A 25355-nucleotide genomic window follows, 5' to 3' on the forward strand; every position below is an offset into this window, starting at 1 on the left:
GCGGGCTCCCATCGCGATTGTCTCACCCGCTGCTTTTAGGCTATTGCCCCCGCTTGAGATCGAGCCCTTGGCTCGCCCCCTCCGTCAGGAACAGGCCGCGTGATTCCCAACGACATCAAGATCACCCCGCAGCTGGTCGCCGAGCACGGCCTCAAGCCGGACGAGTACCAGCGCTTCCTGCACCTGATCGGGCGCGAGCCGTCGATCACCGAGCTCGGCATCGTCTCGGCGATGTGGAACGAGCACTGCTCGTACAAGTCGTCCAAGATCCATCTGAAGACGCTGCCGACCAAGGCGCCCTGGGTGATCCAGGGGCCGGGCGAGAATGCCGGCGTCATCGACATTGGTGATGGCCTCGCCGTGGTCTTCAAGATGGAGAGCCATAATCACCCGTCCTTCATCGAGCCTTATCAGGGCGCGACGACGGGTGTCGGCGGCATCCTGCGCGACGTCTTCACCATGGGGGCTCGGCCGATCGCGGTGCTCGACGCGCTGCGCTTTGGCGATCCAAGCCATCCCAAGACTCGCCATCTCGTTTCCGGCGTCGTCGCCGGCATCGGCGGCTACGGCAACTCCTTCGGCGTGCCCAATGTCGGCGGCGCCACCGGCTTCCATCGCCGCTATGACGGCAACAACCTGGTCAACGCCATGGCGGTCGGCCTCGCGCGTTCCGACGAGATCTTCTACGCCAAGGCCTCGGGCGTCGGTAAGGCGATCGTCTATCTCGGCTCCAAGACCGGCCGCGACGGCATCCATGGCGCGACCATGGCCTCGGCCGCTTTCGGCGAAGGTGCCGAGGAGAAGCGCCCGACCGTGCAGGTTGGCGACCCCTTTGCCGAGAAGCTGCTGCTCGAAGCCTGCCTCGAGATCATGGCTGCCGGCCATGTCGATGCGATCCAGGACATGGGCGCGGCCGGCCTGACCTGCTCGGCGGTCGAGATGGGAGCCAAGGGCGACCTCGGCGTCGAACTTGATCTCAACGCGGTGCCCTGCCGCGAAGAGCAGATGAGCGCCTATGAGATGATGCTCTCGGAAAGCCAGGAGCGCATGCTCATGGTGATCAAGCCCGGCCATGAGGAGCCGGCAGAGGCGATCTTCCGCAAATGGGGCCTCGACTTCGCCGTCGTCGGCAAGACCACCGACACGTTGCGCTTCGTCGTCAAGCATGACGGCGAGACGATGGCCGATCTGCCGATCAAGGAACTCGGCGACGAGGCTCCCGAATACGACCGGCCCTGGGTCGAGACACCGAAGCGGCCAGTGGTCGAAGCGGCGAGCGTGACGCCTCCGATGTCGAACACCGAGGCGCTGCTTGCGCTGGTCGGCTCGCCGGATCTCTCGTCGAAGCGCTGGATCTACGAGCAGTACGATACGCTGATCCTCGGCAACTCGGCGGTGACGCCGGGCGGCGATGCCGGCATCGTGCGGATCGAGGACGGGCCGAAGGGCCTCGCCATGACCGCCGACGTGACGCCGCGCTATTGCGAGGCCGATCCGTTCGAGGGTGGCAAGCAGGCGGTGGCCGAAGCCTGGCGCAACCTGACCGCGGTCGGCGCCCTGCCGCTCGCCATCACCGACAATCTCAACTTCGGCAATCCCGAACGGCCGGAAGTGATGGGCCAGCTTGTCGGTTGCATCCGCGGCATTGGCGAGGCCTGCAAGGCGCTCGACTTCCCGGTCGTCTCCGGCAACGTCTCGCTCTACAATGAGACCAACGGCGTCTCGATCCTGCCGACTCCGACCATCGGCGGCGTCGGCGTGCTCGCTGATGTGACGAAGCATGCGACCATCGGCTTCAAGGCCGAGGGCGAGGCGATCGTGCTGATCGGCGAGACCAAGGGCTGGCTCGGCCAGTCATCCTATCTCGCGACGGTCTGTGGTCGCGAGGAGGGCGCGCCGCCGCCGGTCGATCTTACGGTCGAGCGCCGCAATGGCGAGTTCGTGCGCCGGCTGATCACCGCGGGCCGGCTCAGCGCCTGTCATGACCTCTCGGATGGCGGTCTTGCCGTCGCGCTCGCCGAGATGGCGATGGCGAAGGGCATCGGGGCCACCATCGCGGCTCTGCCCGCGGGGCCGGCTCATGCGGTGCTGTTCGGCGAGGATCAGGGCCGTTACCTGCTCTCGCTGCCGGCCGACGCTGCCGAGGCGGTCGTTGCCGAAGCGAAGGCCGCAGGCGTGCCGGCTGAGATCATCGGCAAGACCGGCGGCAGTGAGCTTGCCCTGCCGGGCGAAGCCGCCGTCTCGGTCGCCGCCCTGCGCAAGACCCATGAAAGCTGGCTGCCGGACTACATGGCCGGCAAGGCCGGATAGAGTTTGTTTTGACGCATTTTCTTCACGCGAACCGGTTTCCACTTCGCTTGAAAATGCTTTGAGGAGATCGCCATGGCGATGGAAGCAAGCGAGATCGAGCGCATGATCAAGGCGGCGTTCCCCGACGCCATCGTCGAGATCAAGGATCTCGCCGGCGATGGCGACCACTATGCCGCGACGGTGACCTCGGCCGCTTTCAAGGGCAAGTCACGCGTGCAGCAGCACCAGATGGTCTATGCCGCCTTGCAAGGAAACATGGGCGGCGTACTGCATGCCCTTGCGCTGACGACGACGGTTCCCCAAGATTAGAACGAGTTCATCCGGCGGGCCTTGAACCCGCATTTGGAGATAAAGCCATGAGCGATGTGAACGCCCGTATCGACGCCGAAGTGAAGTCCAGCGACGTGGTGCTCTTCATGAAGGGCACGCCGCAATTCCCGATGTGCGGCTTCTCCGGCCAGGTCGTGCAGATACTCTCCTACGTCGGCGTGCCGTTCAAGGGCGTCAACGTGCTCGAGGACCAGGAGATCCGCGAGGGCATCAAGGCCTATTCGAACTGGCCGACCATCCCGCAGCTCTACGTCAAAGGCGAGTTCGTCGGCGGTTGCGACATCACCCGCGAGATGTTCCAGGCCGGCGAATTGCAGGCGCTGCTCGAAGAGAAGGGCATCGCCGTCAAGCAGGCGAGCTGAGCCTCGCTCAAGCTTCGGCGCAGGCGGGCAATGAGTCGAGGGCGCTCCAGAGCGCCTTCGGCAGGTTGTCGGATCGTTCAAGGAGAGCGAGGCAGCCTCGCCGTCCTTCGGCGACAACCTGCGGGCGCAATGTGGCGTTGTTGAAGACGCGCCACTGATCGACGGTGCCGATATAGATCGGCAGGTTCGAGATCGCCCTATCGAAGCGGCGGCGCACATCGGCTTCGGCGACGTCATGCCCACCTTCGCTGACGCGGCGGGCGATGCGCGACAGCGACACTTCCGGCGAGGCGACCAGGAAGAAGAGCAGGTTGATCGCGAAGCCGGCTTCGCGCGCGGCAGTGATCGTGCGCAGATGCGTCTTGCCCGACAAGGTCGTCTCGATCGAGAACGAGCGCCCTTCTGCGATCAGCGACCGGGTCATCGCCAGCGCCACACGGGCCGCGCGTTGCTGCTCGGCCGACGGGTCGAGTGGGGAAAGGCCGCGCGCGATCTCGTCGAGATTGACGAAGCTTGTGCTGCCCGAAACGGCCTTGATGTGCCGGAAGGCGTAAGTGGTCTTGCCGACACCGTTAGGCCCGGCGACAATCCAGAACTGCGGTTGTTGGGCTGTCATTTCGCTTGGCTAACACGCTCCGACATCGCAGGCCATGGTCGGGCAGCAGATCACTTCACCAGCAGCCAGTCCTCGACCACCAGCGCATCGAGCCCGCTCGTATAGAACATCAGGATCGCATCCTCGCTCGTGTGCAGGATCGGCTTGCCCATGATGTTGAACGAGGTGTTGAGGATCACGGGCACGCCGGTGAGCGCGTGGAAGGCCGAGATCAGCGCGTGATAGCGCGGGTTGCGCTCTGCCGTGACGCTCTGCAGGCGCCCGGTCGCATCCTCGTGGACGACGGCGGGAACGCGCTCGCGCACCGCTTCCTTCCAGGTCAGGGTGCGCTCCATATAGGGCGCATCCTGGTAGTTCTCGAACCAGTCGGGGCCGTGCTCGGCCAGGATCGAGGGTGCGAAGGGCCGGAAGGCCTCGCGGTACTTCACCTTGGCGTTGAGGATGTCCTTGGCGTCGGCAGGGCGGGGATCAGCCAGGATCGAGCGGTTACCAAGGGCGCGCGGCCCGAACTCGGCCCGTCCCTGGGCCCAGCCGATGAGCTTGCCCTCGGCCAGGAGCTTGGCCGTCGCGGTGATGATCTCGTCAGGCGAGAGCTTCTTCAGTCGCGGCTCCCAGGCCGCCATGCGCTTGAACGGCTCGGTCGACAGCGACGAGCCGAGATAGGGGCTCATCGGCCCCTTCGGCGCCTGCCAGCCCGGATTGGCCTCGGCATGGGCGAGCCAGGCGGCGCCGATCGCGTTGCCGTCATCGGCGGGGGCGGAGGGAACATAAACCTGCTTGAAGCCGTGGCGGCCGACGATCTTGCCGTTGAAGGAGGAGTTGAGCGCGCAGCCACCGGCGAGCACGAGGTTTTCCGACGGGTAGAGCGCCGCCGTCTCGGCGAGCAGCGCCTCCATCATCTCGGCGAAGACGTCCTGGCCGCAGCGTGAGAGATCGGCCCAGCCCTTGTCGAGCGCATCGGCCGGCCGGCGAGCCAGGATCTCGTCGGCGACCTGCTGGACCGTCGCGGCATCGGAGAAGATGAGCTTGGTGCCTTCGACGCGATAGAGCCTGCGCAGCAGCGCGAGCAGCTCAGGATCGCTTTTGCCATAGGGCGCGAGGCCCATGATCTTCCATTCCTCGCCCTTGGCCTGGTCGAAGCCGGCGAGATCGGTAACGAAGCCGAAATAGAAGCCGATCGATTCGCGGCCGCGATGGCGCTTCAGCTCGGTGAGGCGGCCATCCCTGAGCGCGAAGATCGCCGAAGCCCCGGTCTCGCCCATGCCGTCGACGACGAGGCAGGCGGCATCGCGGAAGGGCGAGGACCAGGAGGCATAGGCGGCATGGCTGAGATGGTGGCCATAGCGCTTCATCCCGGTGACCTTCGCCTCGCCGAAGGCGCGGTCGAGGCCGAGCAGGGTGCCGAGGCCGGCGCGCTGCTGCTGGTGGTGCAGATTGGCGATCAAGGCGCGCTCGCTGCGCTCGGGCACGAGCGAACGATTGAAGGCGGGCGAAAGCTTCAGCAGTGAGTCGAGGCTGAACGAGCCGGCGCGACTCATCTGGTCGAGGAAACCGGTGAACTCCTCGCCCCAGCTGGTCGCGAGCCTGATCTCGGCGCCCCTGGGAATATAGCGCTTGAGCAGGCTTTCCATCCGCACAGCCGTGTCCGGCTCGCAGTTCGGGGCGCGCTTGTATTGCAGATAGCGCTCGGTGGCCTCGGCGAAGAGGACCTCGCCGCCGGGATCGATGATGGCGATGGCAGGGTCGTGGAACGTGGTGGCGAGGCCGATGGTGTAGCTCATGGCCGGCAGCGTATGGAGCAGCCGGCCGGCCATGGCAAATGTTGCAGATCGGTGACGTCAGGCGCCGGTCACTGGGCGAAGGCGATGCTGTCCGCGATCGCCTTGATCGCCGGCTCCAGCGAGGGATAGGTCGCTTCGTCGGCGCTGACGATCAGGCGCACGAAGCGGCCGTCGGCACCCAGGCCGATATACTGGACGAAGCGCTTGCCGGCGCCGCCTTCCCCGGTCTTACCCGAGAGAAGGACGCCGTCCTTGCTGCCAGCGAAGGCGACGGTGTCGCGCTTGGTGATCTCGGCCTTCTCGAAGCCGCGCGTCGTCTGCAGCAGCTTCTCGGCGACGGCAGCAAGCTGGCCGGCCGCGACCTGGCCGCCCGTCTGGTAGCTGACGATCAGCATGGGCTGGCTGCCCTTGGGGTCGACGTTCAGCGGGCCCGAGGTCATCAGCACGCCAAGGCCGCCGAAGGTGTCGACGACGCGGAAAGGCTCGGTGGCGCGGACGCGGAAGGGCAAGGCGGCGAGCTTCTGGTCGAGCGTCGGCTCGGCGCCGAGCGAGACGCTCTTCAGCATGGTGACGACGTCGTCACCATCGAGATCGGAATCCTCCGGCGATTGCACCGTGATCATCACGGTCTTGGCGCCCTTTAGCAGCACGATCCACTTGTCGAAGGTGGTGCCGGCGACATTCTGCTGGCCGGTCAGGATGCGGCCCTTGCCGCCGGCCGTCTCGATGTCCTCGGCTTCGTCGATCAGGATGTTCTGCTTGGCGAAGTTCGTCTTGGCGGTCTCGAGATTGTTGAACAGCGCCGACAGTTGCGCATGCGCCTCAGGCGGCATCTCGACGACGAGCACGGATGCCTTCGCCTCGGTGTTCTCCAGGCCGGCAAACTTGGTCGAAGGTGCGAAGCCCTTCAGTGGCGCCAGCGAGACCGTCGTGCCCGAGATCGCGGTTCGATCCTGCGCCTGCGCGGTTACGGCCAACCCGGCGGCGAGCAAGCCTCCCATGGCCAGCCGAAGGGCTATTCGGGCGGCATGGCGCACTGTGCCCAAGTCGATTCGGATCATCGCATCGCTCCTGTACGGTCGGTGGTGTCCGCGTCGCCGACGCGGGTCATGTTGCAACTGGCTGAGCGGATAGAGGTTCGCATCCCGCGATCTCATGATCGAAGGATGAGGCCTTGCGCCGCTTGCCGCTCTTGCGTGTGTCAGTGGCGTGATCGACGGAGGGTGAAGGTCAGCGCCGGCCGATCGCGGCTGATATCAGCGCCTTGGCGTCGGCGCCGGCCCATTCCGCCGGACCCTGCAGCAGAGCGAGCTCGCAGCCGGCAGGGTCGATCAGCAGGCTGATCGGCATGCCCTCGACCTTCTTCACGGAGCGGATGTCCTGGAAGACCTTGGCCTGCGGGTCGGCATAATAGGCGAGGCGGGAGATGGCCTTGTCGGCCAGCCATTTTTTCGGCTTGTCGGGATGGCGCGTGTCGATGTTGATCGCCACCACCTCGAAATCCGGACCGCCGAGCGCGCCCTGGAGCGCATCGAGCGCCGGCATCTCGGTCAGGCAAGGCAGGCACCAGGTCGCCCAGAGATTGACCAGCACGGTCTTGCCGCGCAAGGCCGAGAGGCTCGTCGACTTGCCGTCGGGTCCGTTGAAGACGAGATCGGGCAGCAGCGCCGGCTGCTTGGCGACTTCGACGGCGGCGACCTCGCCCTTCGCCAGGGGGCGCAACGCCTCGACCTTCGTCGCGGCGGCGCTGCAAGTGGAATTGCCGGCTCCGCCTCGCACGGAGTAGAAGGCGCCAGCGCCGCCAAACACCAGCAGCGCCAGGGCCCCGCAGGCCGCCACAATTTTCAACCGAGACGTCATCGCGCGTCCTTGAAGAGCAGGAAAGACCGCCGTGAGCAACCGCATGTGGGGTGGGCGTTTCGCCACAGGTCCAGACGCCATCATGGAGGAGATCAACGCCTCCATCGATTTCGACCAGCGCCTATGGCGCCAGGACATCCGCGGCTCGCTGGCGCACGCCGCCATGCTGGCTGAGACCGGCATCCTGACGAAGGAGGACGTGGACGTGATCTCCGCCGGACTCAAGGGGATCGAGGCCGAGATCGAGGCCGGGCGCTTCACGTTCTCGCGCGCGCTCGAGGACATCCACATGAACATCGAGAGCAATCTCAAGGAGCGGATCGGGCTCGCGGCCGGGCGCCTGCACACCGCCCGCTCGCGCAACGACCAGGTCGCGACCGACATGCGCCTGTGGGTGCGCGATGCGCTCGACCAGCTCGACGAGCAGGTCGCCGACCTGCAGCTCGCGCTCGCCGAGAAGGCCGATGCTTATGCCGGCGCCGTGATGCCGGGCTTCACCCATCTGCAGTCGGCGCAGCCGGTCACCTTCGGCCACCATCTGCTCGCTTATGTCGAGATGCTGGCGCGCGACCGCAGCCGTCTTCGTGATGCCCGCGAGCGCATGAACGAATCCCCGCTCGGCGCCGCCGCGCTCGCCGGCACCTCTTTCCCGATCGACCGGCACATGACCGCCAAGGCGCTCGGCTTCGCCCGTCCGACGGCGAACTCGCTCGATTCGGTCTCGGACCGCGATTTCGTGCTGGAGACGCTCTCTGCCGCCTCGATCTGCGCCATGCACCTGTCGCGCCTCGCCGAGGAGATTGTGCTGTGGGCGACGCCGCAGTTCGGCTTCGTCAAGCTCTCCGACAAGTTCTCGACCGGCTCCTCGATCATGCCGCAGAAGCGCAATCCCGACGCGGCCGAACTGGTGCGCGGCAAGGCGGGGCGCGTCTTCGGGGCGCTGCAGGGCCTGCTGACGACGATGAAGGGCCTGCCGCTGACCTATTCGAAGGACATGCAGGAAGACAAGGAAGGCACCTTCGACTCGGTGCAGACCCTGTCGCTCTGCCTCGCCGCCAGCGCCGGCATGGTCCGCGACATGCAGCCGGACCTGAAGACGATGAAGAAGGCGGCCGGGCTCGGCTACGCCACCGCCACCGATCTCGCCGACTGGCTGGTGCGGGTGCTGAAGATGCCATTCCGCGACGCCCATCACGTCACCGGCCGGCTCGTCGGCATCGCCTCGGGCAAGGGCGTGGGGCTCGAGAAGCTCTCGCTTGCCGAGATGCAGGAGGTCGAGCCCAAGATCAGCGACGAGATCTTCGCCGTGCTCGGCGTCGAGCGGTCGGTGAAGAGCCGCACCAGCTATGGCGGCACCGCTCCCGCCAATGTGAAGCGGCAGGCCAAGCGCTGGCTGAAGCAGCTCGCCAAGGACGCGAAGCCGCAATCATGATCCCGGCGCAAAGGCTCGCAAGCTTGCGCGCCATTCGCTACACTCGTCCCGAAGCTTCGCCTAAGGATCATCGTTCGTGCCGCAATCCCGCCTGAAATTCGGCCGCACCGTGCTGGTGGTCGGCCTGCTCGGCCTCGCGCTCGCGGCTTGCGGCCGCCGCGGCCCGCTCGAACCGCCTCCTAACGCCAAGAATGCAATCGACCTGCCGGATCAGCAGACCGGCGCCGTCGAGAACAGCTTCAACGCTTCGGAGGCTTCGCCGCTCGGCAAGCCGCCGAAGCGCAACAAGGCGATCGAGGTTCCCGAGAAGCCTTTCGTGCTCGACCCGTTGCTCTGAGTTCTCAATGCATCACTTCGCCTATCGCGACGGCGCGCTCTTCGCCGAGGATGTCGACCTGCGCGAGATCGCGGATAAGGTCGGAACGCCGGTCTATGTCTATTCCTCGGCGACGATCGAGCGGCATTACCGCCTCTATGAGGCGGCGATGGCGTCGACCGCACCGGGCAAGCCGGCACATGTCTTCTACGCCATGAAGGCGAACAGCAATCTCGGCGTGCTGAAGACACTCGCCGCGCTCGGCGCCGGCGCCGACACGGTTTCCGAGGGCGAAATCCGCAAGGCGCTCGCCGCCGGCTTCCCGGCCAGCAAGATCGTCTTTTCCGGTGTCGGCAAAGCTGAGAGCGAGCTCGCCTTCGCTGTCGAGGCCGGCATCTACCAGGTCAATATCGAGACCGAAGGCGAACTCGACCTTTTGTCGAAGGTGGCGCAGCGGCTGGGCAAGCGCCAGGAGGCGGTGTTCCGGGTCAATCCCGATATCGGTGCTGGCGGCCACGCCAAGATTACCACCGGTTCGTCGGCCAATAAGTTCGGCGTCTCCTTCGAGGAGGTGCACCGGCTCTATGCCCGCGCCGCCAATATGGCGGGTGTCAGGATCATGGGCCTGGCCGTGCATATCGGCAGCCAGATCCGAGAGGTCGATGCTTTCGAAGCGGCCTACACCAAGATGCGCGATCTCGTGCTGGCGCTGCGGGCCGAAGGGCACCGCGTCGACCGGCTCGACCTCGGTGGCGGGCTCGGCATCCCCTACGAGGTCCCCAGGAATTTCGACCATGGCCCGGGGTTGATCGAAGCCTATGCCGGAATGGTCGCCAAGCTGATGCAAGGGCTCGATGCCGAGCTCGGCTTCGAGCCGGGACGCCTGATCGTCGGCAATGCCGGCATCCTCCTGACGAAGGTGCTCCACCTCAATCCGCGCCCGACCAAGGAATTCCTCGTCGTCGATGCAGCGATGAACGACCTGATGCGGCCGGCAATGTACGAGGCCTATCACGAGATCTGGCCGGTGGCGGAGCCGGCGGAGGACGGCAAGACGATCGCTTATGACGTGGTCGGGCCGATCTGCGAATCAGGCGACACCTTCACCACCGGACGCGAACTCGCCGCGCTGAAGCCGGGCGACCTCATCGCCTTCATGACGGCCGGCGCCTATGGCGCCAGCATGTCGTCGACCTACAACCAGCGCCCGCTGGTCGCCGAAGTGCTGGTGAAGGGCGACAAATTCGCGGTGACGCGACCGCGCCAGACCTATGAAGAGCTGATCGGCACGGATCGCGCGCCGCCCTGGCTGCCCTGAGTCTGCTTCACATTTCCCGGAGCACCTGTGGGGCGTGGCGCTTCGACGCTGGTCACGCCACATTCCCGTGTTAGCCTCTCTCTTCGATCGATGAAGCTAGGAGAGGCGCCGCGGGGGGCGGCCCGGAGCATCGGATGAGCGAAGCACCGCGCCGCACGGCGCCAGATTCGGTTGGCACGACCCGCAAGAGGCTGGAGCGGCTCACTGCGGCCTCGCGGCTGTCTCTCGCCTGGGAGCGCCTCTGGCCGAAGCTGTGGGCGCCGCTCTGTGTCGTCCTCGCCTTCCTCGCCGTCTCCTGGTTCGGGCTCTGGCTGCACCTGCCCTGGTGGGGCCGGGCTGCCGGCTCCGCCATCTTTGCACTGCTCCTGCTGGGAAGCTTCTGGCCGGCCGTCACCGGCCGCTGGCCCAGCCGCCGCGAGGCGCTGACCCGGCTCGATCACTCGATGGATGGAGCTCACCGTCCGGCGACCTCGCTTGAGGATACGCTCGCGGTCGGCGGCAAGGATCCGGTCTCGCAGGCGTTGTGGACGCTGCATCTGCAACGCCAGAGCGCCCATGTCGCGGCGCTGAAGGTCGCGCCGCCGCAGCCGCGCATGGCCGGGCGTGACAGGCGGGCGCTGCGTACAGCGCCCCTGGTTGCAGCCGTCGCCGGCTTCTTCGTCGCCGGGCACGAGGCCCTGCCGCGGCTCGCCGCCGCTTTCGACTGGCGTGGACCTGCGCTTGCGGCCGCTGCGGTCCGGATCGATGCCTGGATCGACCCGCCTTCCTATACGCGCATGCCGCCGATCCTGCTCGACTTCGCCAGGCTGGCGAGCCCGAATTTCAATGTGCCCGAGAAGTCGACGGTGGTGGTGCGCATCGCCGGCAAGAGCGGCATGGATGTCGCGACCACCGGCCGGCTCGATGCCGTACCGGTCGAGGGCAAGCCCGGCGAAGCAAAATCCGGAGACGCCAGGCCGGCGCAGGCCAAGGCGGCGCCGCCGAATACGGTCGCGGTGACCGAGAAACGCTATCTCGTCGCCGGCGACGGCACCTTGCGCATCACCGGCTCGGGCGCGCCGGCGCAGACCTTGAGCCTGCACGCGATCATCGACCAGAAGCCGGAGATCGCCTTCGCCGATGCGCCCAAGCCCGTCAGCGGCGTGCAGGGTGGGCTCGGCCTCAGCTATCGCGCCAAGGACGATTACGGCATCGCCTCGGCCGAGATGCTGGTCTCGCGTGTCGGGCCGATTACGGGCGGCCGCTCGCTGGTCGATGCGCCCAAGCAGGTGCTGCCGGTGCCGCCCTCCGGTTCCGGCGACGATGAGATGAAGAACACGGTCGACTTCTCGGCCCATCCCTGGGCCGGCGCCAAGGTCAATATGAGCCTCCTGGCGCGCGACGAGACCGGGCAGGAAGGGCGCAGCGAGACCATCGAGGTCGTGCTGCCGCAGCGGACCTTCACCAAGCCGCTGGCCAAGGCACTGGTCGAGCAGCGGCGCAAGCTCGTCATGGACGTCGACAATCGCAAGAACGTTCAGCTTGCGCTCGACGCGCTGATGATCGAGCCCGACCGCTTCATGAAGGAGACCGGCGTCTATCTCGGCATGCGCATGATCGGCGAGCGACTGCGCCGCGCCGCTAGCGACGACCAGTTGCGCGATGCCGCCGAGATGATGTGGGCCTTCGCGCTGCAGCTCGAGGATGGCGACCTCTCGGATGCCGAAAAGGCGCTGCGGGCCGCGCAGGAGAACCTGGCGCAGGCGCTGGAGCGCGGTGCCTCCGAAGAGGAGATGAAGAAGCTCACCGAGGATCTGCGCCGCGCCATGGACCAGTACATGCGCGAGCTTGCCCAGCAATGGCAGCGCCAGCAGCAGAACGGCGAGCAGAACCAGGCGCGGCTGCCGGAGAATTTCCGCACGGTGACGCCGCGCGACCTGCAGAACATGCTCAACCGCATCGAGGAGCTGACCAAGCGCGGCGACATGGCCGAGGCGCAGCGCCTGATGGAGGAGCTCAACAACCTCCTCAACAACCTCAAGACGGCACGCCCCGGCCAGCAGGACCCGCGCCAGCGCGAGATGAACCAGGCGTTGGGCGATCTCGACCGGATGACGCGCGAGCAGCAGCAATTGCGCGACGAGACCTATCAGCAGGACCAGCAGAACCAGAACCGCACCCAGCAGGGCCGCCGCCCCGGCCAGCAGCAGGCGCGTCCCGGCCAGCAGGGCCAGCGCCAGCAAGGGCAGCAGGGCCAGCGCGGCCAGCGTGGCCAGCAACCCGGGCAGCAGCAGGGGGAGGACGGCGAGGGCGAGGACGGTCAGAACGCCGAAGGCGGGCAGGGCCAGGGGCAGCAAGGCTTGTCGCAGCGCCAGCAGGCCTTGCGCGAGCGGCTGCAGGACCTGCAGCGGCGGATGCGCGGCATGGGCGCCGATCCCGGCGAACTCGGCGAGGCCGAGGATGCGATGCGCGAGGCCGAGGGCCAGCTCGGCCAGGGCCAGGAGGGGTCGGCAGTCGACTCGCAAGGTCGCGCGCTCGAGGCGCTGCGCAAAGGCGGCCAGAACCTCGCCCAGCAGATGCAGGGCGAGCCCGGCGAGGGCGAAGGCAACGACAACGCCTATGGCGATCCGGATGGGCGCCCGGCCGGCCGACCTTCGGCGCAGCAGAGCGACAACAACGATCCGCTCGGGCGGCCGCAGCGCCAGCGCGATTGGGCCGATGGCCGCGTGCGCGTTCCGGGTGCCGACGAGAGCGCGACCCAACGGGCGCGGCGCATCCTCGAAGAGCTGCGGCGGCGCCTCGGCGACCCGCTGCGGCCGACCGAGGAGCTCGATTATCTCGAGCGCCTGCTGCGACGGAATTGATCCCGCTGTTTCACCGTCATTCCGGGGCGCCGCGCAGCGGCGAGCCCGGAATCCATGAACTCCGTCGCAGCTAAGTGGAACGCGGCGATCACCGCGCTTTAATTGCGATGACCTGTGTTCATGGATTCCGGGCTCATGCCTTCGGCATGCCCCGGAAAGACGGTTGCGGTACTGGCCGCTCAGCCCGCCCGGTTGCCCGAAACCACCGCGAGCGCCGCGATGAAGCGGTCAAGATCGGCTTCCGTCAGATAGGGCGCCGGCGAGATGCGGATGGTGTTGCCCTTGGCGACGCCGCCGCGGCGCACCGTCATCACCTTATGCTGGTCGCGCAGCGCCGCGACGACGGCGTTGCAGTCGGCGGCTGAGCGCTTGCCGGTGAGTGCGAAGGAGGTGATGCCGGCAACCATCTCGGGATCGTCAGGCGTCTGGATCTCGACGCCTTTCAGCTCACGCGCCCTGGCGACCCAGTAATTGCGCAGATGGCGGTAGCGCGCCTCCTTGGCCTGCGGGCCGACCTCCTGGTGCAATGCCAAAGCGGCCGGGATGGTGAGCTGAGCGGCGAAATTCGGGGTGCCGGTGTGAATGCGCGAGCGGACATCGTCCGGCTTGAAATCCTCGTCGCCGTAATGGGTATCGATGTCGGCCAGCCGCTCGCGCGCGATGTAGATCAGGCCGACGCCGAGCGGCGCGCCGATCCATTTGTGCAGGTTGAAGCCGATGAAGTCGACGCCGAGATCCCTCGCCTTGAAGTCGACCTGGCCCCAGCTATGGGCCGCGTCGAGGATGACGTCGATGCCGCGCGCCTTGGCCATGGCGGCGAGTTCCCTGACCGGCACCATCAGCCCGGTGCGGTGGCTGATATGGGTGAGCAGCAGCAGCCTGGTCTTCGGGTTGGCGTTGAGTGCGGCCTCATAGGCCGCGAGCACATTGGCCTTGGTCGCCGGTTCGGGGATGTCGAACTTCGCGACCTCGACGCCGCGCCGGTTCTTCAGCCAGTTCATCGCGTACTGCATCGAATCATAGTCCAGATCGGCATAGAGTACGCCGTCGCCGGGTTTCAGCTTGTTGTAGCCGGCGATCAGCGTCTGCAGCGCCTCGGTGGCGCCGCGGGTCAGCGCGATCTCCTCGCGGGCGACGCCGAGGAAATCGGCCAGCGGCGTGCGGACATTGTCGAGATCCTGGCCGATCTTGCTGCGGGCGTAGACCGTGTTCTCGAAATTCACGAAGTCGGTCAGGCGCTTGAATTCGGCCTTCACCGGCTCGGCCATGATCCCCCAATAGCCGTTCTCCAGGTTCACCATGTCGGGCGTGACGCTGTAGAGGCGCCGGACCGCATCCCAATAGCCGGTGTCGGTGCCGTGGTTGCTGGTCGGCAGCGCGGGCAGCGAGCGGGCGAGGGCGGGCGCTGCCGCGGCAGCAGCGAGAGCGGCGGTGCCGAGGCCGGCGAGCAATGCGCGGCGATTGAGAGCGGTGTCGTTGGTCATGGCGGGCGTTCCTTGGGGCGGGCGCCCTCGCTAAACGCCGGCTGTTTCAGGGCCATGACGGTACTGCAAGCGAACTTATCCCCGCACCGCGAAACCGATGCATACTCGCGCAAACGCGCAACAGGAGTGCCGCCATGTCGATGCAGGGATCGCCAGCCGAGGACGTACCGGTCGAGGAGCCGCAGGCTCCGCGGCCGCCGGATCTTGCCGTCAGCTTCGAGCGGCTCTCGCGCCTTGCGCCGATCGGCAAGGCCGAGATCATGGGCAATGTCGCCCTGCATTTCACGCGGCTCGCGGCCGAGGCCGACCTGACGACCCCGCTGCGCGTCTGCCATTTCCTGGCGCAGGCAGCCTATGAGACCGACCGCTTCCGCACGCTCGAGGAAAAGGGCGGGAAGAAGCAGTTCGCCAAATACGAAGGCCGCGAGGATCTCGGCAACACCGAGCCCGGCGACGGGGCGCGCTATCATGGGCGCGGCATCTTCCAGCTCACCGGCCGCGCCAATTACAAGCGCATCGGCCGGATGCTAAACATCGATCTGGAGGGGCGGCCGGAGCTGGCGCTCGATCCGCGCATCTCGGTGCAGATCGCCTTCGCCTATTGGCGCGACCGCAAGATCAACGCCGCCGCCGACCGCGACGACGCGGCTCGCGTCACCCAGCTGATCAATGGCGGCTTGAACGGCCTCGCCGAGCGCCGTCAATTGCTGACGACGGCGAAGGGGATCTGGTTCTAGGGCGAGGCAGGAGGCCCGGCTCAACGCCGATCCTGATCACGGCCCACCGCGATAGCTCGGAATCCACGCGATCAGTTTAAATTTTCTGCAACGGCAGCTGGTCCATAACCCGCGCACCTCTCGCCAACTGCCGCAGAGTATGCCTTGCCGCTGGACTACCATTCGCTGCTGACAGCCTTTGCTCTTTCCGGTTGCGGATTGGCGATCACCTTTTTCGTCAGCTGGCTTGCCTCCAGGACGGAACGCTTCCTGATAGCCTGGACTTTCGGTGTGGGGTTCATGGCGCTCGGCGTGCTGATCTACAGCTGGTACGCCCAGACCATGTCGCCGGCCGTCGGCGCGGCCGGGTACATGATCCTGCTGACTGGCCTTGCCTTCGTGTTCGGCGCCGGCCGGGAGTTCCGCACAGGCGTTCTGCCCTGGCGCAGCATGGCGATCATGGCGATCGCATCATCCATCGCCATGGCGGTCCCGATGCTGGCCGGCTACAACGGCGCCGCCATCGTCATGCTCAATGCGGCAGCGACGATCATCCTTCTGATCACGGCATGGGACTACTGGCTCGGGCGCGCCGAAGCCCGCTTGGCCATCCCGCTGCTGACGGCTCTTTATGTCGTGACGGGGCTCTCCTTCGTCCCCTGCGCCATCCTGCTGCTGCAGGACGGCGAGTGGCGCCTGTCGCAGGCTCCGTCGAATTGGGCCGAAGACCTCAATATCGTCATCTGTCTGGCCACCCTTTCCGGGATCGGCGCTCTTTCCCTGGCGCTCAACCAGGCGCGGTTGGCGCGCAGCCACAAGCGCGATGCCGAGACCGATCCTCTGACCGGTCTGCTCAACCGGCGGGCGCTGCTCAGCCGTATTGCGGGCGACATCAAAGGCCCCACCGCGCTCGTCATTTTCGACATGGACCACTTCAAGACGACCAACGATGTCCATGGTCATCTGGCAGGCGACGACGTGCTGCGAAGCTTCGGGAAGATCCTGGCGCTGTCTTGCCGATCGGAGGGCCTTGCTGCTCGGCTTGGCGGCGAGGAATTCGCGCTGTTGTTGCCGGGAGCCTCGCTCGTCACAGCTGCGAAACTCGCCGATGGCGTGCGCGGGCGCCTCGCCAAGCGCCATTTCAGCGGGAGTGGCGGCTCGTTCACAAGCACTGTCAGCGCCGGCGTCGCCTATTCCGAGGACGTCGCCATCGATTTCGACACGCTTCTGCATGATGCGGACAAGGCGCTGTATGCAGCCAAGCGGGGTGGCCGCGACCAAGTCGCGGTCAGTGCGGACGACACGGAATTCCTGGCCCACAGCTGGTCGTCGCCGGATGGACGGCGCGATGCTGCCGACCTTGTTCGACTCAAGGCTGGCTAGAGCATTCCGGCGATTCTCCGAATCGCGCCAATGCTCCAGCGCAGCGACGCGAAAGCCGAGCCGCTCAGGCGTGTCCGGTCTTCAGCGCCTGGTCGAGATCGGCATAGAGGTCCTCGACATCCTCGATGCCGGTCGAGAGGCGCAGCAGGTCGGGCGGGCAGGGGGAGCCGGCGCCCTCGATCGAGGCGCGGTGCTCGATCAGGCTCTCGACGCCGCCGAGCGAGGTCGCGCGCTTATAGAGCTCGACATGGGCGGCTGACTTGACCGCCGCGGCCTCGCCGCCGCTGACCTGGACCGAGAGCATGAAGCCGAAGCCGCCTTCCATCTGGCGGGCAGCGATGTCGTGGCCGGGATGCTGCGGCAGGCCGGGATAGAGCACGCGCGAGACCAGCGGGTGCGCCGAGAGCTTCTGCGCCAGCGCCATGGCCGAGGCCGACTGCCGTTCCTGCCGGACATGAAGCGTGCGCATGCCGCGCATCAGCAGGTAAGCCTCGAACGGCCCGAGGATGCCGCCCTGGCCCTTGCGCACGGTCTTGATCCGGGCCCAGAAATCGTCATCGGCATTGGCGCAGAGCGCGCCGGCGATCACGTCGGAATGGCCGTTCAGCACCTTGGTCGCGGCATGCATGACGATGTCGGCGCCCAGCATGAGCGGGCGGGTGTGCACGGGGGAGGCGCAGGTCGAGTCGACCGCGAGCCTGGCACCGGCCGCATGAGCGATCTCGGCGGCGGCGGCGATATCGGTGATGGTCCAGAGCGGGTTGGATGGCGTTTCAATCCAGACCAGCTTGGTGACGCCGGGCTTCACGGCGGCCTTCAGCTTGGCGAGATCGTCGCTCTCGACGAAGTCGATCTTCAGCCCCCAGCGCGTCGCCTCGGTCAGCAGCCAGGAGCGCAGCGCCCAGTACATCACCTTGGAGGCGACGACATGGTCACCGGGGGAGAGCGCCTGGAACACGGCGGTCGCCGCGGCCATCCCCGAGCCGAACAGCAGGGCGCCGGCCTTGGCCTCCTCCAGCATGGCGAGCACGGCCTGCGCCTCATGCACGGTCTCATTGTCCGGCCGGCCATAGATGAAGCCGGAGGAATAGGCGTTGTCCTCGTCGCGAATATAGGTGGTGGAGATATGGATCGGCGGTACGACGGCCTTGGTCAGCGGGTCGATCTTGCCCATGGCCTGAGCGGCGAGCGAACGGGGATGCAGCAGGCGCTTGGTCATGGGGGCGATCCGATTTCCACTATGTGAGAAAATTCATCTCATCTGAATTGTTGCGGTGCAAGAGGCTCGTCTTGTGCGGCGCGCAGGCGCACCCCATTCTCGCCGCATGAGCATATCGACAGGCAGCACCGCTCGTCAGCTGAATGTGTGGCTTGCCGCACTCCTCGCCATCCTGCCGGTGGTCGCGGCGTCGCTGATCGGCAGCACCGTGACGGTGCCGCAGATTCCGGGCTGGTATGCCGGCCTCGCCAAGCCACCCTTCAATCCGCCGAACTGGCTGTTCGCTCCTGTGTGGACGACGCTGTTCGCATTGATGGCTCTGGCCGCGTTCCGCGTTCTGCGCCGGCCGGTCGAGACGCCGGGCAGGGCGCAGACGCTGTTCGCCTACCATGTCCAGCTTGCGCTCAACATGCTCTGGTCCTGCGTGTTCTTCGGCCTGAACGGCCCGGCGGGCGGACTGGTCGTGATCGCGCTGCTGTTGGCGGCGATGATCTGGACGATGCGCCGTTTCGAAGGGCTGGGCGACCGAGTGTCCGTGGCCTTGTTCGTGCCCTATCTCGCCTGGGTCTCGTTCGCGAGCCTGCTCAACGCCTCGATCTGGTGGCTGAACGGCTAGCCTCGCGGCTGCTCACCCGATCGAGCGCTCGATCACGCGCAGCACCGTCTCGCGCAGTTCGGCGATGGTGAAAGGCTTGGTCATCACCTCCGAGACGATCGTCTCCAGGCTTTTTGCCCGCTCGCGCTGCTCGGCATAGCCGGTCATCAGCATGATGGTGAGGTCGGGGAAGTGCTGCTTGGCGGCGAGCGCCAGCGCGATGCCGTCCATCAGCGGCATGCGGATATCGGTGAGCAGCAGGTCGAAATGGCCCTGCTCGGCCATCAGGATGTCGAGCGCCTCGGCGCCGTCGCCGGCGGTCAGGCAATCGTGCCCGTCCATGGCGAGGCCGCGCGCGACCAGCGAGCGCAGGCTCTCCTCGTCATCGACCACGAGAATGCGCGACATTGCTTCAGATCCCCGGCAGGCCGGCCTGGTCGGCGGTCTCGATCACGCCGACATAGGGCAATTGGCGATAGGAATGGGCGACGTCCATGCCGTAGCCGACGACGAAATAATCAGGGCATTCGAAGCCGACATAATCCGCTTCGATGTTGACGGCGCGCTTGGCCGGCTTCTCGAGCAACACGGCGGTCGAGACGCGGGCGGCGCCACGCGCCGCGAGCAGGTCCTTGGCGAAGGCAAGCGTACGGCCGGATTCGAGGATGTCGTCGACGAGCAGGACGTGGCGACCGCGGACGTCGCTCTGCACATCCCGCAGGATCTCGACCTGGCCGGAGGATACGGTGGCGGCGCGATAGCTCGACAAATGCACGAATTCGACCTGCGGAGTCATGCCGGCGCGATGCATGGCGCGGATCAGGTCGGCGACGAACATGAAGCTGCCCTTCAGCACCGCGACGACGAGCAGGTCCTCGCCGGCATTGGCGGCGATCTCGGTGGCCATTTCGGCATTGCGCGCGGCGATCGCCGCCTCGTCGTAGAGAACGCGGATACGCTTGGGCTGGGACATCGACGACCGTTCCTTTCGGCGCGGGCCGATGCCCGCGCAGCCCCGTGATCGCGGGCTAATCTCTTCAGGCCCCAGTCATAGCGTCCATGCGCCGACAATTGAAGCGGCTGGGCCGTGGCGGTGTGGAAACCAGTCGGGAGAGATCAGTAGAGGCTGGCGATGCCGCCGGGGCTGCCGGCGCCGAAGCGAAGCTGCACAGAGCGTCCGTCATTGGGCGGCGAGGCGAGGCGGGCACGGAAATGCATCAGCTCCGCCGGCTCCAGCGACGGGCGCGGCGGCTCCGTCGTCCAGCTGTAGAGCACCTTGCCGTCCTCGCTTTGCACCATCACCGTGATCGGCGGCACCCTGGTCGCGCCCTTGGCGATGTTGGTGACATCGCCGGAGACGACGAGGAAGCGACCCTGCTGATCCTGGACCAGTTCGCTCTCGACGGCGCTGAAGGCGAGCCCGCGCACATTGACCGGCAAGCCGATGCTCGCGTAGAGCCCGGCGAATTGCGGCACCATCCGGACGATGCGCTCGCGCTGCCAGAGGCCGAGGCCGAGCGCGGCGAGACCGGCGGCGACGAAGATGCCGGCTGCTGCCGACGACAGGCGTGCCGCCGGATTGTGGGGCGCGATCCAGCTGCGCTTGCGCCCAGGAGGCGGTGATCGTGCTGCGTCCGGCTGCGGAGGCTCGGTCTGCTCCGACGCGATCGCCGAGATGTTGGCGTCGATCTCGGCGGCGCGGCGCAGCTCCTCCTCCAGCTCGGCGGCGGTCTGTTCGGCGCTGGGGGGACTGGGAAGCTCCGGGATCGCGGCATCCAGCTCGGATTGCAGGACTTCCTCTGCCGGCTGCGCGTCGGAGGCGCGCGGCGCCTCGATCTGCCAGGTCGTCTGGCAGCTGGCGCAGCGCACCTTGCGGCCGCCGGCCCCGATCTTGGCCTCGGCGATCTCGTACCGGCTGGCGCAGTTGGGGCAGACGATCTGCATGGCCTTAAAAATGCTCGCTCCGCGCTGCATCCCAGAGATGTCGGTCCGGAGCCTGATCCTCTCGCCGCTGCGCGCAAGCGCAAGCGGGTGCGGTCAGCGGCTCCGCCTCCCATAGGGTCGATTTATGGTTAACGTCGCGTAAAGCCTGCGCCGTGCAGGGCTGAGGAAAACCTGCCGGCGCTTTCCGCCGGGGCGAGGTCTCGGTGTAAGGTCGTGTCGGCTCGGCGCTCGTCCGGCACGATTCGGAAAAGATCAGCGAGAGGAAGTGCGTTGGTTCGGTTCGAGAATGTCGGCTTGCGGTACGGGATGGGGCCGGAGGTGCTGAAGGACATCAACTTCAGCATCGCGCCGCGCTCCTTCCAGTATCTGACCGGGCCGTCGGGCGCGGGCAAGACCACGTTGATCCGCCTGGTCCTGATGGCGCTCAAACCGACGCGCGGCCTGGTCAATCTCTTCGGCCAGGACGTCTCGCGCCTCGAAGCTGCCACGCTCACCGATTTCCGTCGGCGCATGGGCGTCGTCTTCCAGGATTTCCGTCTGCTCGATCACCTGACCGTCTACGAGAACGTCGCACTGCCGCTGCGCGTCCTCGGCAAGGACGAGGCGAGCTATCGCGCCGAGGTCGTCGAGCTGCTGCGCTGGGTCGGGCTCGGCGAGCGCATGCATGCGGTGCCGGCGGTCCTGTCCGGCGGCGAAAAGCAGCGCGCCGCGATCGCGCGCGCCCTGATCAGCCGGCCGCAATTGCTGCTCGCCGACGAGCCGACCGGCAATGTCGATCCCGGCCTCGGCCGGCGTCTGCTCAGGCTGTTCATGGAATTGCAGTCGCTGGGAACGGCGGTGGTGATCGCGACCCACGACATCGCGCTGATGGAACTCTACGACGCGCCGCGTCTGGTGCTGGCGGATGGGCATCTGCATGTCGATGCCTGAGCCCCTCGACATGGACGAGGCCGAGGAAGAGCGGCCGCGCGGTGGTCAGCGCCTGCCGGCGAGCCTGCGCCGCGACCAGCCACTGGTGCCGGTGGATTCGGTTGCCGGGCGCGCGCTTGTCGTCGTTATCGCCATCCTGACCTTCCTGGCGGCGCTGAGCGCCGGCGCGGCGCTGCTCGCCGCCCGCGCCTCCGAGCAATGGCGGGGGGCGGTTGCCAACGAGATGACGATCCAGGTCAGGCCCGATCCGCGCCGCAACATCGAGCGGGACATCGCCCGCGCGGTCGAACTGGCGCGAGCCGTGCCGAGTGTCTCCGAGGCCAAGCCGATGCCGAAGGCGGAATCGGACAAGCTGCTCGAGCCCTGGCTCGGAGCCGGGCTCGACCTCGTCGAACTGCCGATCCCGCGTTTGATCGTGCTGCGGCTGTCCTCGACCTCCGCCAGTGAACTCGTCGCCTTCGGCCAGACATTGCGGCGCGAGGTGCCGAGCGCGACGCTCGACGATCACCGGCTCTGGGTTCGCCGGCTCTCGACCATGGCCAGCACGATCATCCTCGCGGGCGTCGCGGTGGTGCTGCTGGTGCTGGTGGCGGCCGGGCTCGCCGTCGCCTTCGCGACCCGCGGCGCCATGGCCGGCAGCCGCGACTCGGTCGAAGTGCTGCATTTCGTGGGAGCGACCGACGAGTTCATCGCCCGCGAATTCCAGACGCGCTTCGTCGCGCTCGGCCTGCGCGGCGGCGCGGCCGGGGGACTGGCGGCGATTATCGCGATCGCGCTGCTCGGCTTCCTGTCCTCGGCCTGGAGCGCAACGCCCGAGGCCGACCAGTTGCAGGCGTTGTTCGGCGCCTTTGAAATCGGCTGGTCCGGCTATGCAGTCGTCATCCTGGTCGCGGCTGTGGTTGCGACGATCGCGGGACTCGTCTCGCGGTTGACGGTGCGCCATTATCTCAGGGCAATGGGCTGACTCGCTGCGCGGCGGGGTTGTGGGAATGCCGTCATTGTGCCCGATTGGGCCGTTAGTATCCTGATCTCATGGTGCTGCTTGGAACCCGGCAAGGTCATTTTCCCTGCGTTGAGGACAGCCCGGCTGCCCTGCGACCGATGACGACGCCTGCTTCCCCGCGGCGCCGCTGGTTTCGCCGTTTCCTGTTCTGGACCTTCCTTCTCGGCTCTTTCGTCGTGGCTGCCGGCTATGTCCGGTTCGCCACCGGCCTGTCGCTGACCGAAGCCGGCTCGCCGCCGCGCACGGATGCGATCGTCGTCGTCACCGGGGGAGCGCAGCGCATCGGCGACGCCGTCAGCCTGCTCAATGCCGATCGCGGACGGCGCCTGCTGATCAGCGGCGTCAACGAGCGGACCGGCCGCGACGAACTGGCCAAGCTCAATCCGAGCGCGCGCGAGGCGCTCGCCTGCTGCGTCGATCTCGATTATCGCGCCCGCAACACGATCGGCAACGCCATCGAGACGCGACGCTGGGTCCGCCGCCACGATTTCCGCTCGCTGCTGGTGGTGACCTCGAACTACCACATGCCACGCACGCTGCTCGAGCTTCGCCATGCCATGCCGGGCGTGCGCTTCGTGCCGCACCCGGTGGTGACCGATCAGGTCGACGTCGCCGGCTGGTGGCGCGACTGGCACGCGATCCGCCTGCTGGTGCCGGAATACCTCAAATACCTGGTCGCCGCGCTGCGCAGCAAGCTCGAGACCGACCCCGAGACTTCGCGGCTCTCAGTGATCATCGGCGGCCGCAAGCCGATCTCGCCCAAGCCGGGCGAGCTGATCGGCCCCGATTACGACAAGCGCTCGCGGGCGCCGGCACCGGCGCGCGGCGCCTGATCTTTCCGGCGGGCTCTTGACGCGCATCGGTGGCCGGGGTTCTTGCGGACCATGCTGCTGATCCGCTCGATCCTGTTCAACATCGCCTTTTACCTGAACCTCGCATTCTGGCTGCTCGCAGCCATGGTGACGATGGTGCTGCCGCCGCGCTTCCTGCTGAAGATCGCGCTGTGCTGGGCGCAGACTTCGCTCTGGTGGATGCGGGTGATCGTCGGCACGCGCTACGAGATCAAGGGCCTCGAGAACATCCCGCCCGGCGGCATCATCATGGCGGCGAAGCACCAGTCGACCTGGGAGACCTTCGCGCTGATCACGGTGTTCCGCAATCCCGTCTACATCCTCAAGCGCGAACTGACCTGGCTGCCGTTCTTCGGCTGGTGCCTGCTGAAGCTCAGGATGATCCCGGTCGATCGCGGCGCCCGTAGCCGGGCTCTGCAGGCCGTGACCCGGCGCGCCAAGATCGAACTCGGCCAGAACGGGCGCCAATTGATGATCTTTCCGGAGGGCACGCGCCGGCCGGCCGGGGCCGAGCCGGCCTATAAATACGGCGTCACCCATCTTTACACCGAGCTGGGCGTGCCTTGCGTGCCGGTCGCGCTCAATGCCGGGCTGTTCTGGCCGCGGCGCAGCCTGATCAAGCGGCCGGGCACGGTCAAGGTCGAGATCATGCCGGCGATCCCGCCGGGCATGCACAAGACGGCGTTCCACGCCCTGTTGCAGGAGCAGATCGAGACTGCGAGCAACCGTCTTCTCGCGGACGGGCTGGCCGAACTCGAGCGGCTCGGGGTGCCTGCTCCTGTCAGCATACGGCAGGAGCCGCAGGCCGGCGCCTGATCGGCCTTGACATTGGATCGTTCTGTTCCGATTTTGTTCTAGAACAAAGGAGGAACGACATGGCTGCTTTGGCCCGAGCCCGTTTCCCATTCGACCGCAACCGGTCACTCGACAAGATGCCGCGCCAGCTCAACCTGCTGGAGGCGCTGCAGCCTGCCAAGGCGGAGCGCGCGGCTTCGCTGTTCGACGATGCTTCAGCCTTGCCGGGGCAGGTTCGCGAGATGCCGCTGCGCGCCACCGCTCAGCTTGCAGAACGTCGCTTCACCGCCTGGCGCGGTCGCTCGGGGCGGCGTTATGTCGCTTCGGTCTTCGCCATCCAGGATGGGCATGCGCTCGGCTTCACCGATGCGGTGCTGCTGGCGGTGTCGCCGGACCGCAAGATCGTTGCGGCGCGCGACAGTGGCCCGTTCGGAATCGATGCGGCTCTGACGCGTTGGCGCGACGCCGTCGCCATGGCCGGCGCCAGCGAGATCCATGTCCATCTCCTGGCGGAAGACAGCGCCGGCCGCCGTGCTGCGCTCTGCGACCTGATGCCGGAGGCGTGAGCGCCGTGTCGCCTATTCCTCAGGCCTCATCCTTCGAGATGGCCCTGCGGGCTTCCTGAGGATGAGGGCTGAGAGGGAGCTCAGCCGATCGCTGGCCTGCTCGCTCTATCCAGCTCCGCCACGAGATGGGCTAACAGCGGGTCGTGGATGCCCATTTCGTGCAGATGCTCATGGGTGCGCCGGACATAGTCCGGGTTCTCGCCCGAGACGCCCTTGCCCTGGCGCACGAAGGCGAGCACCGCCTCCTCGGGCAGGCGGCCGGCATATTGCTCGTGGTTGCGGTCAGCGATGTAGGTGAGTGCGTTGAGCCGCCGTCCGTCGTCGAGCCGAAGCGCCAGCCGCCGTTCGAGATAGACCGCTGTCGCCTGCTCCCGGGCGCGCAGATAATCGATCGTCTCCTCCGCCTGGTCGGCTGGAATGCGGAAGGCGACGCCGCGGCAGATGCCGCCGCGATCGAGGCCCAGCACCAGTCCCGGCACCTCGGGCGTGCCGCGATGGACATGCGAGTAGATGCAGAGCGCGCGGTGATAACCGTGCAGGCGGGCGCCCGAGCGCTCGACGAAGGCGAAGCCGGGACGCCAGATCAGCGAACCGTAGCCGAACACCCAGAGATCTTCCGGCGGAAGCGGCGCCGTCATCCGATCCTCACAATTTAGCCCGTTTGCCTCGCCAGAGAGGCTTCGCGACCGGTTGGCGGATAA

General features: G+C 66.9%; 25 protein-coding genes. 15 read left to right on the forward strand and 10 right to left on the reverse strand.

What is annotated here, in order from left to right; all coding sequences use genetic code 11:
- Window positions 1-99 precede the first annotated feature (99 nt).
- From purL to grxD, 3 genes are all read left to right on the forward strand, one after another.
- Window positions 100-2310, forward strand: a complete 2211-nt coding sequence (gene purL, locus AC1DS0_RS21310; RefSeq protein ID WP_476816277.1) for a phosphoribosylformylglycinamidine synthase subunit PurL — start codon at window positions 100-102, stop codon at window positions 2308-2310.
- Between the two features lie 72 nt (window positions 2311-2382).
- The gene (locus AC1DS0_RS21315; protein ID WP_476816278.1) at window positions 2383-2619 is read left to right on the forward strand and encodes a BolA/IbaG family iron-sulfur metabolism protein; all 237 of its coding nucleotides are present in this window, start codon (window positions 2383-2385) and stop codon (window positions 2617-2619) included.
- Between the two features lie 47 nt (window positions 2620-2666).
- Window positions 2667-3002: a Grx4 family monothiol glutaredoxin gene (grxD, locus tag AC1DS0_RS21320; protein ID WP_091836387.1), complete on the forward strand. Its 336-nt coding sequence runs from the start codon at window positions 2667-2669 to the stop codon at window positions 3000-3002.
- A 7-nt stretch (window positions 3003-3009) separates the two neighbouring features.
- On the opposite strand, the gene AC1DS0_RS21325 is transcribed toward grxD, so the two are convergent.
- From AC1DS0_RS21325 to tlpA, 4 genes are all read right to left on the reverse strand, one after another.
- Entirely contained in the window at window positions 3010-3618 is a 609-nt protein-coding gene (locus tag AC1DS0_RS21325) for an ATPase (protein WP_476816279.1), read from the reverse strand.
- Between the two features lie 50 nt (window positions 3619-3668).
- Window positions 3669-5399 (reverse strand): carbamoyltransferase family protein, encoded by a 1731-nt coding sequence (locus AC1DS0_RS21330; protein WP_476816313.1) that lies wholly within the window; start codon window positions 5397-5399, stop codon window positions 3669-3671.
- Window positions 5400-5467: 68 nt separating this feature from the next.
- The gene (locus AC1DS0_RS21335; protein WP_476816280.1) at window positions 5468-6460 is read right to left on the reverse strand and encodes a hypothetical protein; all 993 of its coding nucleotides are present in this window, start codon (window positions 6458-6460) and stop codon (window positions 5468-5470) included.
- Between the two features lie 169 nt (window positions 6461-6629).
- Window positions 6630-7259, reverse strand: a complete 630-nt coding sequence (gene tlpA, locus AC1DS0_RS21340; RefSeq protein WP_476816281.1) for a thiol:disulfide interchange protein TlpA — start codon at window positions 7257-7259, stop codon at window positions 6630-6632.
- 31 nt (window positions 7260-7290) lie between these two features.
- On the opposite strand from tlpA, the gene argH reads away from it, so the two are divergent.
- The 4 genes from argH to AC1DS0_RS21360 all read left to right on the forward strand — a co-directional run bounded on the left by argH (window position 7291) and on the right by AC1DS0_RS21360 (window position 13168).
- Complete coding sequence (gene argH, locus AC1DS0_RS21345) at window positions 7291-8691, forward strand: argininosuccinate lyase (RefSeq protein ID WP_476816282.1); 1401 nt, start codon at window positions 7291-7293, stop codon at window positions 8689-8691.
- Between the two features lie 76 nt (window positions 8692-8767).
- Entirely contained in the window at window positions 8768-9028 is a 261-nt protein-coding gene (lptM, locus tag AC1DS0_RS21350) for an LPS translocon maturation chaperone LptM (RefSeq protein ID WP_326875698.1), read from the forward strand.
- A 7-nt stretch (window positions 9029-9035) separates the two neighbouring features.
- Complete coding sequence (gene lysA, locus AC1DS0_RS21355; RefSeq protein ID WP_476816283.1) at window positions 9036-10325, forward strand: diaminopimelate decarboxylase; 1290 nt, start codon at window positions 9036-9038, stop codon at window positions 10323-10325.
- Window positions 10326-10459: 134 nt separating this feature from the next.
- Complete coding sequence (locus AC1DS0_RS21360) at window positions 10460-13168, forward strand: TIGR02302 family protein (protein ID WP_476816284.1); 2709 nt, start codon at window positions 10460-10462, stop codon at window positions 13166-13168.
- A gap of 179 nt (window positions 13169-13347) precedes the next feature.
- Here AC1DS0_RS21360 and AC1DS0_RS21365 read toward each other — a convergent pair whose 3' ends face one another.
- The gene (locus AC1DS0_RS21365) at window positions 13348-14652 is read right to left on the reverse strand and encodes an aminotransferase class V-fold PLP-dependent enzyme (protein ID WP_476816285.1); all 1305 of its coding nucleotides are present in this window, start codon (window positions 14650-14652) and stop codon (window positions 13348-13350) included.
- Between the two features lie 134 nt (window positions 14653-14786).
- Between AC1DS0_RS21365 and AC1DS0_RS21370 the strand changes: the two genes are divergently transcribed.
- Window positions 14787-15389 carry a glycoside hydrolase family 19 protein gene (locus AC1DS0_RS21370; RefSeq protein ID WP_476816286.1) on the forward strand — a complete coding sequence of 201 codons (603 nt, stop codon included), beginning with the start codon at window positions 14787-14789 and terminating at the stop codon, window positions 15387-15389.
- A gap of 144 nt (window positions 15390-15533) precedes the next feature.
- Window positions 15534-16751 carry a GGDEF domain-containing protein gene (locus AC1DS0_RS21375; RefSeq protein WP_476816287.1) on the forward strand — a complete coding sequence of 406 codons (1218 nt, stop codon included), beginning with the start codon at window positions 15534-15536 and terminating at the stop codon, window positions 16749-16751.
- Window positions 16752-16815: 64 nt separating this feature from the next.
- Here the strand turns inward: AC1DS0_RS21375 and AC1DS0_RS21380 are convergent, their stop codons facing one another.
- On the reverse strand, window positions 16816-17970 hold the full coding sequence (locus AC1DS0_RS21380) for a trans-sulfuration enzyme family protein (RefSeq protein ID WP_476816288.1): 1155 nt from the start codon (window positions 17968-17970) through the stop codon (window positions 16816-16818).
- 145 nt (window positions 17971-18115) lie between these two features.
- On the opposite strand from AC1DS0_RS21380, the gene AC1DS0_RS21385 reads away from it, so the two are divergent.
- The gene (locus AC1DS0_RS21385; protein ID WP_476816289.1) at window positions 18116-18586 is read left to right on the forward strand and encodes a TspO/MBR family protein; all 471 of its coding nucleotides are present in this window, start codon (window positions 18116-18118) and stop codon (window positions 18584-18586) included.
- Window positions 18587-18598: 12 nt separating this feature from the next.
- On the opposite strand, the gene AC1DS0_RS21390 is transcribed toward AC1DS0_RS21385, so the two are convergent.
- From AC1DS0_RS21390 to AC1DS0_RS21400, 3 genes are all read right to left on the reverse strand, one after another.
- Complete coding sequence (locus AC1DS0_RS21390; protein WP_091836358.1) at window positions 18599-18973, reverse strand: response regulator; 375 nt, start codon at window positions 18971-18973, stop codon at window positions 18599-18601.
- Window positions 18974-18977: 4 nt separating this feature from the next.
- Window positions 18978-19538: a hypoxanthine phosphoribosyltransferase gene (gene hpt / locus AC1DS0_RS21395; RefSeq protein WP_476816290.1), complete on the reverse strand. Its 561-nt coding sequence runs from the start codon at window positions 19536-19538 to the stop codon at window positions 18978-18980.
- Between the two features lie 143 nt (window positions 19539-19681).
- A complete protein-coding gene (locus tag AC1DS0_RS21400; RefSeq protein WP_476816291.1) occupies window positions 19682-20509 on the reverse strand; it encodes a zinc-ribbon domain-containing protein in 828 nt (275 codons plus the stop codon).
- Window positions 20510-20779: 270 nt separating this feature from the next.
- Here AC1DS0_RS21400 and ftsE point away from each other — a divergent pair, with 270 nt between their 5' ends.
- The 5 genes from ftsE (at window position 20780) to AC1DS0_RS21425 (ending at window position 24654) form a co-directional block, all read left to right on the forward strand.
- Entirely contained in the window at window positions 20780-21439 is a 660-nt protein-coding gene (gene ftsE, locus AC1DS0_RS21405) for a cell division ATP-binding protein FtsE (RefSeq protein ID WP_091836354.1), read from the forward strand.
- Window positions 21426-22403: a cell division protein FtsX gene (locus tag AC1DS0_RS21410; protein WP_476816292.1), complete on the forward strand. Its 978-nt coding sequence runs from the start codon at window positions 21426-21428 to the stop codon at window positions 22401-22403. Before ftsE ends, AC1DS0_RS21410 begins: the two co-directional genes overlap by 14 nt.
- Before the next feature lie 137 nt (window positions 22404-22540).
- Window positions 22541-23275: a YdcF family protein gene (locus tag AC1DS0_RS21415; RefSeq protein WP_476816293.1), complete on the forward strand. Its 735-nt coding sequence runs from the start codon at window positions 22541-22543 to the stop codon at window positions 23273-23275.
- A gap of 51 nt (window positions 23276-23326) precedes the next feature.
- Window positions 23327-24109 carry a lysophospholipid acyltransferase family protein gene (locus tag AC1DS0_RS21420; protein WP_476816294.1) on the forward strand — a complete coding sequence of 261 codons (783 nt, stop codon included), beginning with the start codon at window positions 23327-23329 and terminating at the stop codon, window positions 24107-24109.
- Between the two features lie 59 nt (window positions 24110-24168).
- Window positions 24169-24654, forward strand: coding sequence for a hypothetical protein (locus AC1DS0_RS21425; protein ID WP_476816295.1), 486 nt, complete (start codon window positions 24169-24171; stop codon window positions 24652-24654).
- An 80-nt stretch (window positions 24655-24734) separates the two neighbouring features.
- Here the strand turns inward: AC1DS0_RS21425 and AC1DS0_RS21430 are convergent, their stop codons facing one another.
- Window positions 24735-25292, reverse strand: coding sequence for a gamma-glutamylcyclotransferase (locus AC1DS0_RS21430; protein WP_476816296.1), 558 nt, complete (start codon window positions 25290-25292; stop codon window positions 24735-24737).
- Between the last annotated feature and the right edge of the window lie 63 nt (window positions 25293-25355).

The organism is Allobosea sp. P4_H5, assembly GCF_056400825.1.